Origin of the sequence: Oceaniradius stylonematis (genome assembly GCF_965223445.1) — a bacterium.
GTDB classification, from domain to species: Bacteria; Pseudomonadota; Alphaproteobacteria; order Rhizobiales; family Rhizobiaceae; genus Roseitalea; species Roseitalea stylonematis.
Window position 1 is genome coordinate 1,657,115 of record NZ_OZ244994.1, and the last position, 17,635, is coordinate 1,674,749.

Annotated in this window: 14 protein-coding genes and 1 riboswitch; of the genes, 10 read left to right on the forward strand and 4 right to left on the reverse strand. The window is 64.9% G+C overall.

What is annotated here, in order from left to right:
• Positions 1-27: 27 nt before the first annotated feature.
• From clpB to ACOQOU_RS08175, 3 genes are all read left to right on the forward strand, one after another.
• Positions 28-2,646 carry an ATP-dependent chaperone ClpB gene (gene clpB, locus ACOQOU_RS08165; RefSeq protein WP_109765598.1) on the forward strand — a complete coding sequence of 873 codons (2,619 nt, stop codon included), beginning with the start codon at positions 28-30 and terminating at the stop codon, positions 2,644-2,646.
• A gap of 111 nt (positions 2,647-2,757) precedes the next feature.
• Positions 2,758-3,768 (forward strand): L,D-transpeptidase, encoded by a 1,011-nt coding sequence (locus tag ACOQOU_RS08170; RefSeq protein WP_306025497.1) that lies wholly within the window; start codon positions 2,758-2,760, stop codon positions 3,766-3,768.
• A gap of 99 nt (positions 3,769-3,867) precedes the next feature.
• Positions 3,868-4,749, forward strand: a complete 882-nt coding sequence (locus ACOQOU_RS08175) for a 3-hydroxybutyryl-CoA dehydrogenase (protein WP_109765600.1) — start codon at positions 3,868-3,870, stop codon at positions 4,747-4,749.
• A 24-nt stretch (positions 4,750-4,773) separates the two neighbouring features.
• Here the strand turns inward: ACOQOU_RS08175 and ACOQOU_RS08180 are convergent, their stop codons facing one another.
• Positions 4,774-4,983, reverse strand: a complete 210-nt coding sequence (locus ACOQOU_RS08180; protein WP_306025496.1) for a hypothetical protein — start codon at positions 4,981-4,983, stop codon at positions 4,774-4,776.
• A 296-nt stretch (positions 4,984-5,279) separates the two neighbouring features.
• A riboswitch (SAM riboswitch) is annotated at positions 5,280-5,357 on the forward strand.
• 49 nt (positions 5,358-5,406) lie between these two features.
• Between ACOQOU_RS08180 and ACOQOU_RS08185 the strand changes: the two genes are divergently transcribed.
• Entirely contained in the window at positions 5,407-6,342 is a 936-nt protein-coding gene (locus ACOQOU_RS08185; protein WP_109765603.1) for a homoserine O-succinyltransferase, read from the forward strand.
• On the forward strand, positions 6,339-6,779 hold the full coding sequence (locus ACOQOU_RS08190; RefSeq protein ID WP_109765604.1) for a GNAT family N-acetyltransferase: 441 nt from the start codon (positions 6,339-6,341) through the stop codon (positions 6,777-6,779). Before ACOQOU_RS08185 ends, ACOQOU_RS08190 begins: the two co-directional genes overlap by 4 nt.
• Positions 6,780-6,785: 6 nt before the next feature.
• On the opposite strand, the gene ACOQOU_RS08195 is transcribed toward ACOQOU_RS08190, so the two are convergent.
• On the reverse strand, positions 6,786-8,150 hold the full coding sequence (locus ACOQOU_RS08195; RefSeq protein WP_109765605.1) for an MFS transporter: 1,365 nt from the start codon (positions 8,148-8,150) through the stop codon (positions 6,786-6,788).
• A gap of 47 nt (positions 8,151-8,197) precedes the next feature.
• Complete coding sequence (locus ACOQOU_RS08200) at positions 8,198-13,003, reverse strand: NAD-glutamate dehydrogenase (protein ID WP_306025495.1); 4,806 nt, start codon at positions 13,001-13,003, stop codon at positions 8,198-8,200.
• A 131-nt stretch (positions 13,004-13,134) separates the two neighbouring features.
• Between ACOQOU_RS08200 and ACOQOU_RS08205 the strand changes: the two genes are divergently transcribed.
• The 3 genes from ACOQOU_RS08205 to ACOQOU_RS08215 are packed head-to-tail and all read left to right on the forward strand — an operon-like array spanning position 13,135 to position 14,749.
• Positions 13,135-13,389: a hypothetical protein gene (locus tag ACOQOU_RS08205; protein WP_306025494.1), complete on the forward strand. Its 255-nt coding sequence runs from the start codon at positions 13,135-13,137 to the stop codon at positions 13,387-13,389.
• Positions 13,386-14,297, forward strand: a complete 912-nt coding sequence (gene pdxY / locus ACOQOU_RS08210) for a pyridoxal kinase PdxY (RefSeq protein WP_109765608.1) — start codon at positions 13,386-13,388, stop codon at positions 14,295-14,297. Before ACOQOU_RS08205 ends, pdxY begins: the two co-directional genes overlap by 4 nt.
• Before the next feature lie 5 nt (positions 14,298-14,302).
• Positions 14,303-14,749, forward strand: a complete 447-nt coding sequence (locus tag ACOQOU_RS08215; protein ID WP_306025493.1) for a hypothetical protein — start codon at positions 14,303-14,305, stop codon at positions 14,747-14,749.
• 15 nt (positions 14,750-14,764) lie between these two features.
• Here ACOQOU_RS08215 and phaR read toward each other — a convergent pair whose 3' ends face one another.
• The gene (gene phaR, locus ACOQOU_RS08220) at positions 14,765-15,373 is read right to left on the reverse strand and encodes a polyhydroxyalkanoate synthesis repressor PhaR (protein ID WP_109765610.1); all 609 of its coding nucleotides are present in this window, start codon (positions 15,371-15,373) and stop codon (positions 14,765-14,767) included.
• A gap of 242 nt (positions 15,374-15,615) precedes the next feature.
• Between phaR and ACOQOU_RS08225 the strand changes: the two genes are divergently transcribed.
• A complete protein-coding gene (locus tag ACOQOU_RS08225; RefSeq protein ID WP_196780296.1) occupies positions 15,616-16,791 on the forward strand; it encodes an acetyl-CoA C-acetyltransferase in 1,176 nt (391 codons plus the stop codon).
• A 98-nt stretch (positions 16,792-16,889) separates the two neighbouring features.
• Positions 16,890-17,612, forward strand: coding sequence for an acetoacetyl-CoA reductase (gene phbB, locus ACOQOU_RS08230; protein ID WP_306025492.1), 723 nt, complete (start codon positions 16,890-16,892; stop codon positions 17,610-17,612).
• Positions 17,613-17,635 lie beyond the last annotated feature (23 nt).

The following is a 17,635-nucleotide window of genomic DNA, read 5'->3' on the forward strand; positions in this document are numbered from 1 at the left end:
GCGGGGAAGATTGGAGACATCAAGACCATGAACCTGGAAAACTATTCCGAACGCGTGCGCGGTTTCATCCAGTCCGCGCAGACGCTTGCTCTCGGCTCGAGCCATCAGCAGTTCACGCCCGAACACATTCTCAAGGTGCTGGTCGACGATTCGGAAGGCATGGCCGCCTCTCTGATCGAGCGCGCCGGCGGCAACGCCAGGGATGTGCGCATGGGTGTCGAGACGGCACTCAACGCGCTGCCCAAGGTCGAGGGCGGCAACGGCCAGCTCTATCTCGCCCAGCCGCTCGCCAAGGTGTTCACCACCGCAGAAGACATCGCCAAGAAAGCCGGCGACACCTACGTGACCGTCGAACGGCTGCTGCTGGCGCTTGCGATGGAAAAGTCGGCCAAAAGCGCCGACATTCTGGCCAAGGCCGGCGTCACGCCGACTGCGCTCAATCAGGTCATCAACGACATCCGCAAGGGCCGCACGGCCGACACGGCAAGCGCCGAGGAAGGCTATGACGCGCTGAAGAAATATGCGCGCGACCTGACCGCCGATGCGCGCGAAGGCAAGCTCGATCCGGTGATCGGCCGAGACGACGAAATCCGCCGGACCATCCAGGTCCTGTCGCGGCGCACCAAGAACAATCCCGTGCTGATCGGCGAGCCCGGCGTCGGCAAGACCGCCATCGCCGAGGGGCTGGCCCTGCGCATCATCGATGGCGACGTGCCCGAGAGCCTGCGCGACAAGCAGTTGATGGCGCTCGACATGGGCGCGCTGATCGCCGGCGCCAAATATCGCGGCGAGTTCGAGGAACGGCTGAAAGCCGTCCTGTCCGAAGTGCAAAGCGCCGACGGCAACATCGTCTTGTTCATCGACGAAATGCACACGCTGGTCGGCGCCGGCAAGGCCGACGGCGCGATGGACGCTTCCAACCTTTTGAAGCCGGCGCTCGCGCGCGGCGAACTGCACTGTGTCGGTGCGACCACGCTCGACGAATACCGCAAGCATGTCGAAAAGGACGCCGCGCTCGCCCGCCGCTTCCAGCCGGTCTTCGTCGGCGAGCCGACCGTCGAGGACACGGTGTCGATCCTGCGCGGCCTCAAGGAAAAATATGAACAGCACCACAAGGTGCGCGTCTCGGACACCGCCCTTGTCGCGGCTGCGACCCTGTCAAACCGCTACATCACCGACCGGTTCCTGCCCGACAAGGCGATCGATCTGGTGGACGAAGCCGCTTCGCGCCTGCGCATGCAGGTGGATTCCAAGCCCGAGGCGCTCGATGAACTTGACCGCAGGATCATCCAGCTCAAGATCGAGCGCGAGGCTCTGAAGGTCGAGACCGATCAGGCCTCGAAGGACCGGCTGGCATCGCTGGAAAAGGACCTGGCCGGCCTTGAGGAGGAATCGGCGCGACTGACCGCCGCCTGGCAGGCCGAAAAGGAAAAGCTCGGCACCGCCGCCGATCTGAAGCGCGAACTCGACGAAGCCCGCAACGAACTGGCCATCGCCCAGCGCTCGGGCGAGTTCCAGCGTGCGGGCGAGTTGGCCTACGGCAAAATTCCTGAACTTGAACGCAAGCTGCAAGAGGCCGAAAAGGGCGGTGACAACAATGCGTCCTCCATGGTCGAGGAAACGGTCACGCCGGACCACGTCGCGCACATCGTCTCGCGCTGGACCGGCATTCCCGTCGACAAGATGCTGGAGGGCGAACGCGAGAAACTGCTGCGCATGGAAGACGAGATCGCCGAGCGCGTCGTCGGCCAGGGCGAAGCGGTCCAGGCCGTCTCGAAAGCCGTGCGCCGCGCGCGCGCCGGGCTTCAGGATCCCAACCGGCCGATCGGTTCGTTCATCTTCCTCGGTCCCACCGGCGTCGGCAAGACCGAGCTGACCAAGGCCCTGGCGGAGTTCCTGTTCGACGACGACCAGGCGATGGTGCGCGTCGACATGAGCGAGTTCATGGAAAAGCATGCGGTCGCCCGGCTGATCGGCGCGCCGCCCGGCTATGTCGGCTATGAGGAAGGCGGCGTTTTGACCGAGGCGGTCCGCCGCCGGCCCTACCAGGTGATCCTGTTTGACGAGATCGAAAAGGCGCATCCGGACGTCTTCAACGTCCTGCTGCAGGTGCTCGACGATGGCCGCCTGACGGATGGTCAGGGCCGCACGGTCGACTTCCGCAACACGGTCATCATCATGACCTCCAACCTTGGCGCGGAGTTCCTTGTCAATCTGGGAGAGGGCCAGGAGGTGGATACTGTCCGCGACGATGTCATGAACGTCGTGCGGGCCTCGTTCCGCCCCGAGTTCCTCAACCGGGTGGACGAGGTGATCCTGTTCCAGCGGCTGCAGAAGGCCGACATGAGCGCGATCGTCGACATCCAGCTCGGCCGTCTAGAAAAGCTGCTCGCCGAGCGCAAGATCACGCTGCAGCTCGACGGGGACGCCCGCCGGTGGCTGGCCGACAAGGGCTACGATCCCGCCTATGGCGCGCGGCCGCTCAAGCGCGTGATCCAGAAAAACGTGCAGGACCCGCTTGCCGAGCGCATTCTGGCCGGCGAGATCGCCGACGGCTCGCTCGTCAAGGTGCTGGAAGGTTCGGACCGGCTCAACTTCAAGCCGGTGTCGGCCGCCAACGAGGACCAGGCGGAAGAAGCCGCCTGATCTTGATCGGCTCCCTGACAATGCAGTAACGGCGCGGGCCTTCCGGCCCGCGTTTCCGTTGCAAGCCAAGGCGGGCGATGCGATAGGAGACACCTCGCCCGGAGCCGCCGCTTGCCGAACCTCCTGTCATTGCCGATCGCCGCGCTGCTTCTGGCCGGCCTTGCCGCGCCGTCCGGCGCGATGCCGCCGACCAGCGACGAATTCGACCGCCGGGTGATCGGCGGAAGCCAGTTCTACGACCCGGCATCGCCCGTGGCGGCGCCAATCGCCGGAGCCAGCCGGACCATCGCGGCGCTGCAGGTGCTGATGGATCGGCTCGGCATTTCCCCGGGTGTCATCGACGGCCGCGACACGCCGCGCCTGCGCGCCGCCTTTTCGGTGCTGCGGACGAACCCGGCCGGCGACGGTATCGCCGGCACGCGCGACGCGATGGCCATCGCCGACGCCCTCGCGAACACTGGCGGTGACGCGTTCCGGACGTATGCGATCACCGCCGACGACATTGCCGGGCCGTTCACGCCGGAAATCCCGCATCTCTACGTGCATCAGGCCAGCCTTGCCGAGATCGGGTTCCGCGATACGCGCGAAATGCTGGCCGAGCGGTTTCACATGGACGAGGCCTATCTGGCCGCGCTGAACGCGGATGCCGATTTCGGCCGTGTCGGCACCATCATCACCGTCGCCGATCCGGGACGCGACCTGCAACGGCGCATCGCGCGCATCGAAGCCGGCAAGCGGACGCGGCAAGTGCGCGCATTCGATGCCGAAGGGGCGCTGGTCGCCATCTATCCCGCATCGATCGGCTCGGCCGCCACACCGTCGCCGACGGGCAGCTTCACCGTGCGCAACAAGGCGCAGGACCCGCGCTACACCTACGATCCGCGCGGATCGGCCCAGCCGGGTCTGGCCGAAGGTCTGGTGCTTCTGCCGCCGGGGCCGAACGGACCGGTGGGCAATGCATGGATCGGCCTGTCAAAGCCCACCTACGGCATTCACGGCACGCCTGAACCCTCGCGCATCGGCCTTGCCGAGAGTGTCGGCTGCATCCGGCTGACCAATTGGGACGCGCTGGAACTGGCCCGTCTGGTGCGCCGTGGCGTGAAAGTCACAATAAGCGACTGAAACGTCGCAAGGCGCCGGTTTGGTGCGATGCAATGATTTACATTGCGTCGCAACAACCGCACACTTCCGCCAAAACACAAGAAAAGCGGGATGAGAGCGATGATCGAACAGTTGGAAACGATCGGTGTGATCGGTGCGGGCCAGATGGGCAGCGGCATTGCCCAGGTTTCGGCGGCGGCCGGCTATGATGTGGTGATCGCCGACATCTCCCTGGAGGCGGCACAGGCGGGCCTGGACAGGCTCAAGACCCAGATGCAGAAGGCCGTCGATGCCGGCCGCATGCAGTCCGGCGATCGCGATGCGATCGTCGCCCGCATCTCGGTGGCGGGCGGCATGGACGGGCTCTCCGGCTGCGATCTGGTTATTGAGGCTGCGAGCGAAAACGAAGCGGTCAAGCGCAAGATCTTCGTCGAACTGTGCCCGGTCCTGAAGCCCGAAGCGCTGATCGCGTCCAACACCTCCTCGATCTCGATTACGCGTCTGGCCGCGGCCACCGACAGGCCCGAGCGCTTCATGGGCATCCATTTCATGAACCCGGTGCCGCGCATGAAGCTGGTCGAACTGGTGCGCGGCATCGCCACCGCAGACGAGGTGTTCGACCTTGCCCGCGCTTATGTGGACCGGCTCGGCAAGACGTCGACCGTGTCCGAGGATTTTCCCGCCTTCATCGTCAACCGCATCCTGTTGCCGATGATCAACGAGGCGATCTACACGCTCTATGAGGGCGTCGGATCGGTCGAGGCCATCGACACGGCGATGAAGCTGGGCGCCAACCATCCGATGGGTCCGCTCGAACTGGCCGATTTCATCGGTCTCGACACCTGTCTGGCGATCATGCAGGTGCTGCATGACGGGCTGGCCGATTCCAAGTACCGCCCCTGTCCGCTTCTGGTGAAATATGTCGAGGCCGGATGGCTGGGCCGCAAGAGCGGTCGCGGCTTCTACGATTATCGCGGCGAGACGCCGGTCCCGACACGCTGACCGACCGGACGCGGTCCGTCCGGTTCAATAAAGCGGTGATACGCTGCCGTTCGGCACGTCCGGTCGCTGCGGCAGCCCGGCATCGCGCAGCGACGACAGCCGGGCGAGGCGCCCGGCGAGCGCGCCCCTCAAGCCGCCTTGACGAATGGGGCCGGCAGTCCGCGCGGCAGGCGCGCGAAAGCGGGACTGCCCGGGAAAGGTGATGACATTTGACGATGCGTGTCCGGTCGCCATGACAGTCTCCGTTGCATGTGCCCTCCCGGATACGCTCAAGGCTAAGCAAATCGATGGCCAAATCAAGGAATTTTTGTGCGCCGCACAAAAATTCCTGCATTGCACGGAACGTTCGCAGGACACCGCCCCGCCCTTGGGGCATTAAGGGCAGAGCGGTGCACCCACACCGGGGAGACAGCCCGTCATGGTCCATAACGAACTACCGGCTGCACCCTTTTGGCATGCCCATCCGACGACAGGTGTGACCGATTGCACAGCGCGCCACGCATTTGACGCTGACCGATTGCGGGTCTAGGAATGGCGTCCGTGGTGATTTGGCCGGTCGGCTTGCAGCCACGTTAAACAAGTCGCTAAAGGGCCGAATGTGTTGGACCGGCAGCGATGTTTCGCCGCCGGTTTTTTGTTGTTTGGAGAGTTGAGACGATGCCGATCAGGATCCCGGACGCCCTGCCCGCCCGCGACACGCTGCTGCGCGAGGGTGTCATGGTCATGGACGAGAAGACGGCGACGCGGCAGGACATCCGGCCCCTGCAGATCGGCCTGCTCAACCTGATGCCCAACAAGATCAAGACGGAAACGCAGATCGCCCGTCTTGTCGGCTCAACGCCGCTGCAAGTCGATCTGACGCTAGTGCGGATCGGCAACCACAAGTCGAAGAACACGTCCGAGGACCATCTGATCTCCTTCTACGAGACCTGGGAGGATGTCCGTCACCGCAAGTTCGACGGTTTCATCATCACCGGCGCGCCCATCGAGACGCTGCCCTTCGAGGAGGTCACCTATTGGAAAGAACTGGAGCAGATCCTCGACTGGACGACGACGCACGTGCATTCGTCCTTCTTTATCTGCTGGGGTGCGATGGCCGCCGCCTGGCATTTCCACAAAGTGCCCAAGCACACGCTCCCGCACAAGGCGTTCGGCGTTTACCGGCACAGGAACCTCAGCCCCGCCTCGCCCTATCTCGCCGGCTTTTCCGACGATTTCCAGATTTCGGTGTCGCGCTGGACGGAAGTGCGCCGCAACGAACTGCCGGCGGACGGATCGCTCGAAGTGCTGATGGAATCGGCCGAAACGGGCCTATGCCTGCTGCACGAGGCGTTTGCCAACCGGCTCTACATCTTCAATCACATCGAATATGATTCAACCACGCTCGCCGAGGAATATGAGCGCGATGTCGCCAGCGGCACGCCGATCGACGTGCCGCACAATTACTATCCGGGCGATGATCCGGCCTGCACGCCGCTGAACCGCTGGCGCAGCCATGCGTTCTTGTTGTTCGGCAATTGGATCAACCAGGTCTACCAGACCACCTCGTTCGATCTCGCCGAGATCGGCCATGACCGGGAGGCCGCCCAATGAGCCTGACCATCCGTCCGCTCGAACAAGGTGATCATGAGGCGTGGCGCGCGCTATGGACAGCCTATCTGGAGTTCTATGAGTCGTCGGTCTCCGAGGAGGTCTATGCAACGACGTGGGCCCGCCTTCTGGGCGATGAACTCTACGATCCGAACGGTCTGGTCGCCCTTGTCGACGGCAAGCCTGCCGGTTTGGTCCATTACATCTTCCACCGCCATTGCTGGCGCACCGACAATGTCTGTTATCTGCAGGATCTTTACGCCGACCCGGACGTGCGCGGCACCGGCGTCGGCCGCGCGCTGATCGAGGCGGTCTATGAAAAGGCCGATGCGGCCGGCTGTCCGTCGGTCTACTGGATGACGCAGGATTTCAACGCCACCGCGCGCAAGCTCTACGACCGCATCGCCACGCTGACGCCCTTCATCAAGTACCAGCGCTAGAGCCCGTCACGTCCGCGACCGGACCGGGATCAGCAGCAAAAGCCCGACAACGAACAGGATCAGGATCGGCGTGATCCCGATCCGCTGGCTGCCCGACAGTTCGGTAAAGATGTAGATGCCGAGCGGCGCCAGGAACGCGGTCGCCTTACCCGACAGCGCGTAAAGGCCAAACGCTTCGCCCATCCGTTCGGGATGCTCCACCTGATCGACCAGAAGCGGCCGCGATGCGGCCTGCAACGCGCCGCCGGCCGCGCCGATCAGCGCTCCGGCGCAGTAGAACATGATGTCCGGTACGCTCGATCCCTCGGCGACGGCGACGAACAGCACATGCGTCTCGGTGGTCGAGATCACCAGCGCGCTCGCCGCGATCAGCGCCAATATGGTCAGTGTGACGACCCGTTTGGTGCCGAGCCGCGTATCGAGCCAGCCGCCCGCGATGGAACCGAAAATGCCCGTGACGGAGGCAAGAATGCCGAAGACGCCAAGCTGGATCGTCGACCAGCCCAAGACACCGACTGCATAGATTCCGCCGAACGTGTAGAGACCGTTGAGCGCGTCGCGATAGAACATGGACGAACCCAGAAACGCGAAAAGGCTCGGATGTCTCGGCAGGGTGCGGATCGTGTCGATGAGTTCCCGCAGGCCCTTGGAAACAGCGTTCTTCACCCCGATGCGGCGGGCCGTATCCGGCGTGAACAGGAACAATGGGATGATGAAGATGACGAACCAGATCGCCGTCAGCGGTCCGGACGCGCGATCCCCTTCAAGCTGCGCGGGGTCGAGACCGAGGATCGGATCGAGGCCGACCAGTGTCTTGCCGCTGTCGGGAGAAGCGACCATCAGCACCAGCATGGCGATCAGACAGATCAGGCCGCCCGCATAGCCGAGCGCCCACGCGTTGCCCGAAAGGCTGCCCAGCTTGTCCCGTCCGACAAGGCCCGGCATCATCGCATTGTTGAAGATGGCGGCGAACTCGAAACCGATCAGCGCGACGACGAACGCGACCAGCGCCAGCGTGATGTTGGCCGGGTCCGGATCGGGCGTGACGAACCACAGCGAAAAGACCGCCACGGCGGCAATCGCCGAAAACCCGAATATCCATGGCTTGCGCGGACCCGTCGCGTCCGACAGTGCACCGAGAACCGGCGCCAGAAACGCGATCAGAAGGCCGCCGATGGTGGCGGCAAACGCCCAGTCGGATTGCCCGTCCACCGGATTGGCCGCCACCTGACCGGCGAAATAGGGCGCAAAGACGAACGTGATGATCAGCGTGTGGAACGGCTGCGCGGCCCAGTCGAACAGCATCCAGCTCCAGATGCCGCGCCGGCTTGCCGTCGGCGCCGGGGTGAGATCGTCGGTCACTGCGCTCATTCCTTTACCCCGTATCGTTCTTTCATCACAGTTCTACGCCATCGGGTTCAGCCGACGAGATCGGCCAGAAGGCCGGCGGCGACCGTCAGGCGCGAGACCGTCAGATCGCCATGATCGGTCAGTTCGACGATCCGGTCCTGCACGCGGGCGATCCGCACCTTGTTGGCATCGACCCAGCTTTCGACGGCAGCGGACGGATCGGCGCCGTTGCCCTTGAGCGCCGCGGTTGTGATCGCCAGCCGCGCCGAATGAATCGTGTCGAGCGCGCGCTGCTGCGCCAGCCCGTCGAAATAGTCGTGCGCCGGCAATTGGTGGGCGAGATGTTCGAGCCGGCCGATGCGGAAGCTCCTGGTCACGTCGAAATAGCCCTTCGCCGCCTCGCCGATCGGCCGGCCGGTGGCAGCGGCAGCGGCCATGATGTCCGGCGTCACGGCCGCGACGGGCAGAAGCGCCAGCCTTTGCGCCGGCCCGTCGGCCATGCCGGCCTGCTTGAAACGCTCGCGGCGCTGCTGCGCCCAGTTGGCCAGATAGTCCGGCACGATCCTTGGCAGGTCCGGCTCGAGCGCGGCGCGCGCCTCGCTCAGCGCGGCGACCGCAGCGCCGAGATCGCCGGTCATGTCGCCTGATTTCAGATACTGGCCGATCGCGCCGCGCAGCGCCTCGGCCAGTTCGTCGTAGATCGCCATCTGCGCATCGCCCGGCACCTGGTTGTCGAGCCCGTCGATCGCCGCGTGCAGCGCCTCGATGTCATAGGCGTCGCGGCAAATGACGTGGGCGCGCGCGATGCCGGACGGCAGCATGCCGGTCGCGTCCTCGAACCGGCTGATCACCGAGGGGCCGCCGCGATTGACGATCTGGTTGGCCAGGACGGTGGCGATGATCTCGCGGCGCAGCCGGTGGTTCCTGATCCGGTCGCCGAAATCGCCATGCATGCGCGGCGGGAAATAGCCGAACAGATCCGCTTCGAGATAAGGTTCGTCCGGCAGTGCCGACCGCACCAGATCGTCGAACAGGACGATCTTGGCATAGGACAGAAGAACGCCGATCTCCGCCCGCGCCAGACCCTGGCCGGCCTGCCGGCGCTCGGCGAGCGCCTCTTCGTCGGGCAGAAGTTCGACCGCGCGGTCCAGAAGCCCGCGCTCTTCCAGCGACGTCATCAGCCTTTCCTGAAGCGCCAGATTGGCGTCCTTCCTGCGCTCGGCACGGCTTATGGTCAGCGTCTGCTCGTAATTGTTGCGCAGCACCAGATCGGCCACGCTGTCGGTCATCGAGGCCAGCAGTTTGTCGCGCCGTTTGCGCTCGAGACTGCCGTCGGCCAGCGCCCCGGCAAAGGCGATCTTGATGTTGACCTCAAGGTCCGAGGAATTGACCCCGGCCGAATTGTCGATCGCATCGGAATTGCACCGCCCGCCGGCCAGGCCGTATTCGATCCGGGCACGCTGCGTAAGCCCCAGATTGGCGCCCTCGCCGATGACCTTGACGCGCAATTGCCTGGCCGTGATGCGGATGGCGTCATTGGCGCGGTCGCCGGCCTCGGCATTGCTTTCAGCCGATCCGCGCACATAGGTGCCGATTCCGCCGAACCACATCAATTCGGCGTCCGCAGTCAGGATCGCCGTCATGATCTCGCTTGGCGTCGCCTTGACCTTGTCGAGCCCGATGGCATCTGCGGCCGCCTTGGACAGGGTGATCTGCTTCAGGTTGCGCGGGTAGATGCCGCCGCCCCGCGACAGTTTGGCGGTGTCATAATCCTGCCAGGACGACCGGCCCATCTCGAAAAGGCGCTTGCGCTCGGCGAAGCTGACAGCCGGGTCGGGATCGGGATCGATGAAGATGTCACGATGGTCGAACGCGGCGATAAGCCTGATCTGCTCTGACAAAAGCATGCCGTTGCCGAAAACGTCGCCGGACATGTCGCCGACGCCGACGACGGTGAACGGCTCGCTCTGGATGTCCTTGTCCATCTCGCGGAAATGGCGCTTGACCGCTTCCCACGCGCCGCGCGCGGTGATGCCCATCTTCTTGTGGTCGTAGCCGGCCGAACCGCCCGAGGCGAACGCGTCGTCGAGCCAGAAGCCGTGCGCCTGAGAAATGCCGTTGGCGGTGTCGGAGAAGGTCGCCGTGCCCTTGTCGGCGGCGACCACCAGATAGGGGTCCTCGCCGTCGCGGCGCACGGTCAGGGGCGGCGGCACGACCGTCTCGCCGTCCAGATTGTCGGTCACCGACAGAAGCGAGGCGACAAAGGTGACATAGGCGTTCTTGCCTGCCTCGAAGACCTCGTCGCGCGAACCGTCGCGCGGCAGGCGCTTGGGCAGGAAACCGCCCTTGGCGCCCACCGGCACGATCACCGCGTTCTTGACCTGCTGCGCCTTCACCAGCCCCAGCACCTCGGTCCGGTAGTCCTCCGAGCGGTCCGACCAGCGCAGGCCGCCGCGCGCGATCGGGCCGAAGCGCAGATGCACGCCCTCGACCTCCGGACCGAAGACGAAAATCTCGCGATGCGGCCGCGGTTCCGGCAGGGCGTCGATCGCCTTTGGATCGAGCTTGAAGGCAAGGGTCCGGCGCGGTCGGCCGTCCGCCTCCGGATGATAGAAATTGGTTCTCAGCGTGGCGGTGATCACGTTGCAGAACCGCCGCAGGATGCGGTCCTCATCGATCGACGGCACGTCGGCCAGCGCGTCACGGAACGCCGATAGCAGGTGCTTTTCGGTCACCGCCGTGTCCTCGTCGGGGTCCGCCTGTCGCGTTGGATTGAACCGCGCATCGAACAGTTCGTAGAGCTGCCGGGTCAATTGGGCATGGCGTTCCAGCGTGGCGGCCATATAGGCATGGCTGTAGGCCGAGCCTGCCTGGCGCAGATAATGGCCGTAGGCGCGCAGCACACGGATCGTCCGCGCCCCCATGCCCGATGCGAGCATCAGGGCATTGTAGCGGTCGTCTCCGATCTCCTTGGCCCATGCCGACCGGAACCCGTCCTCGAAGAGCGCCCCTTCATCGTCCAGGTTCACCGGCGCGCCCGAGGCGCTTTCGATCCGCATGCTGTGAAGCCAGATGCACGATGGCCGGTTGCCCTCGCCCGGCGCGCAGCCGACCCGGTAGGTCAGTTCGGAGATCACCCGGAAGCCCATGTTTTCCAGAAGCGGCACCCGCTCGGACAAGGCCACGGGCTCTTCGGCATGGAAGACGCGCAACAGCGCCTGGTCGTCGGCGTCGTCCTCGTCGCGCAGAAAATCGACGGCGATCGGATTGTCGGCGTCGATCGTGTCGATGAAGCCGATGTCCGACACGGCCTGCTCGGGCGACACCGTGTCCCGATAGGCTTCCGGAAAGGCGAATCGGTCGCTGTCGATCGCCGCGCCCTTCGCCGCCAGCGCATCGCGCAGGGCGTCCTCCCAGGTGCGGATGATCGCCGCGACACCGCGTTCCAGCGAGGCTTGCGTCGGCGTCGGCGTCTTGCCGGACCGGCGGCCGATGATGATGTGCACCCGCGCCAGCGTGCCCTCGGGAAAAGCGGGATAGAAGGCCGAGACATGGCCCTCATAGACATCCGCCATATGCGCGCTGATGCGTTCGCGAATTTCGGAATCGTAGCGGTCGCGCGGCACGAACACGATGACCGAGACGAAGCGGTCGAACGCATCGATGCGGCTGAGCACGCGCACGCGCGGCCGGTCCGCCAGGGCCACGATCGCCTCGGCGTGGCGAGTCAGGACCGGCACCTCGATCTGGAACAGTTCGTCGCGCGGATAGGATTCAAGGACGTTCAGCAGCGCCTTGCCGGAATGGCTGTCGGGATCGTGATGCGAGCGTTTGAGGACCGCCTTGATCTTGGACCGGATGTAGGGAATGCGCTGCACCGAACGCGTGTAGGCCGTCGATGTGAAAAGGCCGACCAGCCGCAGTTCGCCCGACAGTCTGCCTTTCTCGTCGTAGCGCTTGATGCCGACATAATCCATGTAGGTGCGGCGGTGCACCACCGATTTCAGATTGGCCTTGGTGACGATCAGGATATCGCGGCTGTTGAGGAACGCGCGGATCTCAGGCGTCGTTGTCACCGCATCGTCGCCGCGCCGCAAAACCCGGACGTCGGGGTCGCTGAGAATGCCGAGCGAAGGCCGGTCCGCGCGCTGCAGCTTGCCGCGCTTTTCGCCGCCGACATAATCGTATTCGCGAATGCCGAGGAAGGTGAAATTGTCGTCGCGCAGCCAGTGCAGGAACTCCAGCGCCTCGGCAACATCGCCCTTGCGCGCCGGCAGGATGCCATCGTGAAGCTCGGCGACGATCGCATCGAGCCGATCCAGCATCACCGGCCAGTCGCGCACGGCGGCGGCAACCTGGCCGAGCGTGGCGATGATGCCCGCCTCCAGTTCGGTTACGGCGCGGTCGTCCAGACCCGACATGACGACCGAAATCACGCTGGTGCGCACCGTCGATTCGAGCGCCATGCCCGGCCGCGACTTGTCGATGATCTCGAAACCGGATTTGCTGTGCTGGACCTCCAGGACCGGATGGACGACGAACTCGACCGTCGACGAGGCGGCATTGATTTCGCCCAGCACCGAATCGAACAGGAACGGCTTGTTGTCGTTGACGATCGCCATCACGGTGCAATGCCGGCCGGGACCGTCGGGCAGCGATTGGGTCCGGACGATCGACTTGCCGGCGCGATGATCGGCGACCGCCGATGCCGCCAGTTTCAGCGCGCCGGCGAGCACGTCGTCGGACAGGACCGCCATGTCCTCGCCATGGGCATCGAGCAGAAGGTGTTCGGCGAGCACCTTGGCCTTGTCGCTGATCCGGTCCGCGATTCGGGCCAGTTTACGCCGCGAAGCCGCGTTCAATGCCTTTGCCATGTCCCCATCCCGTCCGCGATTTTCGTTTACTCACGCTCTGTTGGCGTTTAGGTCGTCACCATAACAGCGCGATTGCAGTTTGCAGCACAAATTGCACGCCACACGGGCAACGCCACGCGACGGACGGGTCGATGAGCAGCAAGCCTCCACATGACGCGCGCGAAGAGGAAGCGCGCAAGGTGATCGAGCGCGTCGAACGCGAATCGGAGATCGTCGGCCGCTCATCCTTCGTGCGCGCCGCAGGCAAGGCGCGCGACCATCTGACGGCGGCCGAGGCCGAGGGCGGAGATCCGGTCGAAGTGTGGGGCCGGCGGGTCGGCCGCGCCCTTTCGGTGATCGCCTTCATCGGTCTGGCGTTATGGCTGCTTGCGTATCTGACGCGATGAGCGGCACCGCGCACAAAGCGGACGTGCGATCGGGCGGTCAGCCCGGTTCGGTCGCCGTGATCTCAAGCCATGTGGCGCGCGGCGCGGTGGGCAACCGGGCGGCGGTGTTCGCCATCGAGACCCTCGGCCACCCTGTGATCGCCGTGCCGACCGTCCTTCTGCCCTGGCATCCCGGTCATGGACCGGCGACGCGGATCGTCCATGACAATCGCCAGTTTGCCGGTTTCATGGCCGATCTCGCCCACGGTCCGTTCGCCGGCGAGATCGACGCGGTGCTTTCGGGTTATCTGGGCGATGCCGGCCAGGCTGCGGCCATTGCAGCATCGGTGGCCGCGCTGCGTTCGGTGCGGCCCGATCTGGTCTACGCCTGCGATCCGGTGATCGGCGACGAGAGCGGGCTTTACGTGTCCGGGCAGGTCGCCCGCGCCATCGCCGGCACGCTGGTGCCCGTCGCCGATCTGGCGACGCCGAACCGGTTCGAACTGGCCTGGCTTTCGGGCCGCGTGCTTGAAGACAATGAGGCGATCATCGATGCCGCGCGGGCGCTCGGCCCGCCTGCCGTGCTGGTGACCAGCGCGTTCGCCGCGCAGCCGGGCATGACCGGAAACCTGCTCGTCCTCCGCGAAACCGCCCATCTTGCCGAACACGCCGCCTTCGACCGCGCGCCGAACGGCACCGGTGATTTGACCGCAGCGCTGTTTCTGGCGCACCTTGTCAACGGGCGCGGCCATCTGGAGGCGTTGCGGCGGGCGACGGCATCCGTGCATGACGTGCTTGCCAACACCCGTGCCCGCGGAGCGGATGAACTGACCCTGGCGGCCGATGCCGCCCTTCTGTCCGAGCCGGTGTCCGACATCGATGTCCGTTCCGTCGGGCGGCGGTCCGAAGACATCACGATTGGAGGTTGAACGAGATGCGACGACGGCAAAGCGGATGCATTGTCAGCCTGGTCATGGTGCTGGCCGGCGGCCTATCGGCCGCCCACGCCGGTCAGGTGGACGCGGTCGCAGCGGTCAATGGCTGGTATGCGAGCCTCCTGCCCGGACAGGATGCCCAGGCCATGGCGGCACGGGCAGGCACGCTTCTGGCCGAGGGCGCGGTGATCGACCTGCGCGATCTGGGCATCACGCAGACGCGCGAGGAATATCTCGAAAGTCTCGATGTGTGGGCAGATGCGGTCGCCGGCGGCACCGTCGCCCATCGGATCGAGCCGGGCTTTGACGAGAGCAGCGTGTCGGCGACGGTCTGCTTCCGCTTTGCGGACAATGAAGTGCTGAACCGCGAGACCTTCGCCATCGAGCAAGGGCTGATCGTCAACGCCCTGTTCGAACAGATCGCCGACGACTGCGCGGGCTTCTGAAGCCGAGCTGTCCGGTCAGCCCAACTTGTCCAGCCTGCGCTGCATTTCGGCGATCTGGTCGCGCATCGACTGCAGATCGTTCTGGTCGCCGGCTTCGCTCTCGGCCGGCGCCGCGGCCGGCGCGCCGTTCTTGGGCTGGGTGTCGGCCATCGCCGCGAACGGATTGAACATCTTCATGGCCTCCTGGAAGATCGCCATGTTGCGTTGCGCCTGCTCGCCGAACATCTGCTGACCCGAGGCCACGACGTCAATCGGCGACTTGCCGATCATCGAGGTCATCTGCTCGCGGATGCGTTCCTGTTCCTGGGCGAAGGCGGCCATCGAATGTTCGAGATAGCTCGGCACCACCATCTGCATCTGGTCGCCGTAAAACGAGATGAGCTGGCGCAGCACCGAGACCGGCAGCATGGTCTGGCCGGACTTGGCCTCCTGTTCGAAGATGATCTGCGTCAGGACCGAATGGGTGATGTCCTCACCGGACTTGGCGTCCTGGACCGTGAAGTCCTCGTCCTCCTTGACCATGGTGGCCAGGTCGTCGAGCGTCACATAGGTGCTCGTGCCGGTGTTGTAGAGCCGACGGTTTGCATATTTCTTGATGATTGTCGCGCCATCGGTTTTGCCCATGGACATCTCCTTGATCGGCCTTCCGGGTTCTTGCCAGCGCCCTGACAATCTTGTCCGTGGGCGAAACAGTAAACCCTGATCTGGTCAAATTCAAAACGTTTCTCGCATCGCACCAAATCGCTGCGGAACCGCAGCCCACCCTATCCCTTTAACCAATAGGCAATGGCCGATATCTGTGGCACACGAAGGCCGAACCACGCGTTTTGCCGCTTGTATATTGCAGTTTGTCGAGGAGACACATCATGGAGCCGATCGTCATCGCCAGCGCAGCCCGCACGCCAGTGGGCTCGTTCAACGGGTCATTTGCCAATGTGCCGGCGCACGAGTTGGGCGCAACGGCCATCAAGGGCGCGCTCGAGCGGGCCGGCGTCGATCCGGCCGACGTCGATGAAGTGATCATGGGCCAGATACTGGCCGCCGGCGAAGGCCAGAACCCGGCCCGGCAGGCGGCGATGGCCGCAGGGTGTCCGCAGGAAACCACCGCCTGGGGCATCAACCAGCTTTGCGGATCGGGCCTGCGGGCGGTGGCGCTCGGCATGCAGCAGATCGCCACCGGCGATGCCAACATCGTGGTGGCCGGCGGCCAGGAATCGATGTCGATGTCGCCGCACTGCCAGCATTTGCGCGGCGGCGTGAAGATGGGCGACGTCAAGCTGATGGACACGATGCTCAAGGACGCGCTCATGGACGCCTTCTACGGCTACCACATGGGCAACACGGCCGAGAACGTTGCGCGCCAGTGGCAGCTCACCCGCGAACAGCAGGACGAATTCGCCGTCGCCAGCCAGAACAAGGCCGAGGCCGCCCAGAAGGCGGGCAAGTTCAAGGACGAAATCGTCGCGCACACGGTCAAGACCCGCAAGGGCGAGACCGTGGTCGAAGACGACGAATACATCAAGCACGGCGTCACGATCGACGGCATCGCCAAGCTGCGTCCCGCCTTCGACAAGGAAGGCACGGTGACCGCGGCCAACGCGTCGGGCATCAATGATGGCGGCGCGGCGACGGTGCTGATGAGTGCCGCAGAAGCCGCAAAGCGGGGCATCAGCCCGATGGCGCGCATCGTCTCCTGGGCGACCGCCGGCGTCGATCCGCAGATCATGGGCACGGGACCGATCCCCGCATCGCGCAAGGCGCTGGAGAAGGCCGGCTGGAAGATCGACGATCTCGACCTGGTCGAGGCCAACGAGGCATTCGCCGCCCAGGCCTGCGCGGTCAACAAGGACATGGGCTGGAACCCGGACATCGTCAACGTCAATGGCGGCGCGATCGCGATCGGTCACCCGGTCGGCGCATCCGGCGCCCGCGTCCTCAACACCCTGCTCTTCGAGATGCAGCGCCGCGACGCCAAAAAGGGCCTGGCCACGCTGTGCATCGGCGGCGGCATGGGCGTTGCGCTCTGCGTCGAGCGGGATTGACCTGACAGCACCAACGGACGGCGGGCGGTGGATGGCATGGAGGTTGTCGTCCGCCCGCTCCGCCGCCACGCCATCGCAATTCAAAGGGAGGAGACATCATGAGCAGAGTGGCGCTTGTCACCGGCGGAACGCGCGGCATCGGGGAGGCAATCTCCAAGGCCTTGAAGGAGGCCGGCTACACGGTCGCAGCCACCTATGCCGGCAATGACGAAAAGGCCAAGGCCTTCACCGATGCGACCGGCATCCGGACCTACAAGTGGAACGTCGCCGACTATGGCGAGTCCAAGGCCGGCATCGAAAAGGTCGAAGCCGATTTGGGCCCGATCGAAATCGTCGTCGCCAATGCCGGCATCACGCGCGATGCGCCGTTCCACAAGATGACGCCCGACCAGTGGAAAGAAGTGATCGACACCAACCTGACCGGCGTCTTCAACACCATCCACCCCGTCTGGCCCGGCATGCGCGAGCGCAAGTTCGGCCGCGTCATCGTCATCTCGTCTGTCAACGGCCAGAAGGGCCAGTTCGCGCAGACCAATTATGCGGCCACCAAGGCCGGCGACATCGGCATCGTGCGCAGCCTCGCCCAGGAAGGCGCGCGCAACAACATCACGGCCAATGCGGTCTGCCCGGGCTACATCGCGACCGAAATGGTCATGGCCGTGCCCGAAAAGGTGCGCGAATCCATCATCGCGCAAATTCCCGCAGGCCGGCTCGGCGAGCCCGAGGAGATTGCGCGCTGCGTGGCTTTCCTAGCCTCCGACGACGCCGGCTTCATCAACGGCTCGACGATCTCGGCCAACGGCGCCCAGTTCTTCGGCTGAACCGGCAAAACTCGCTGATCGGC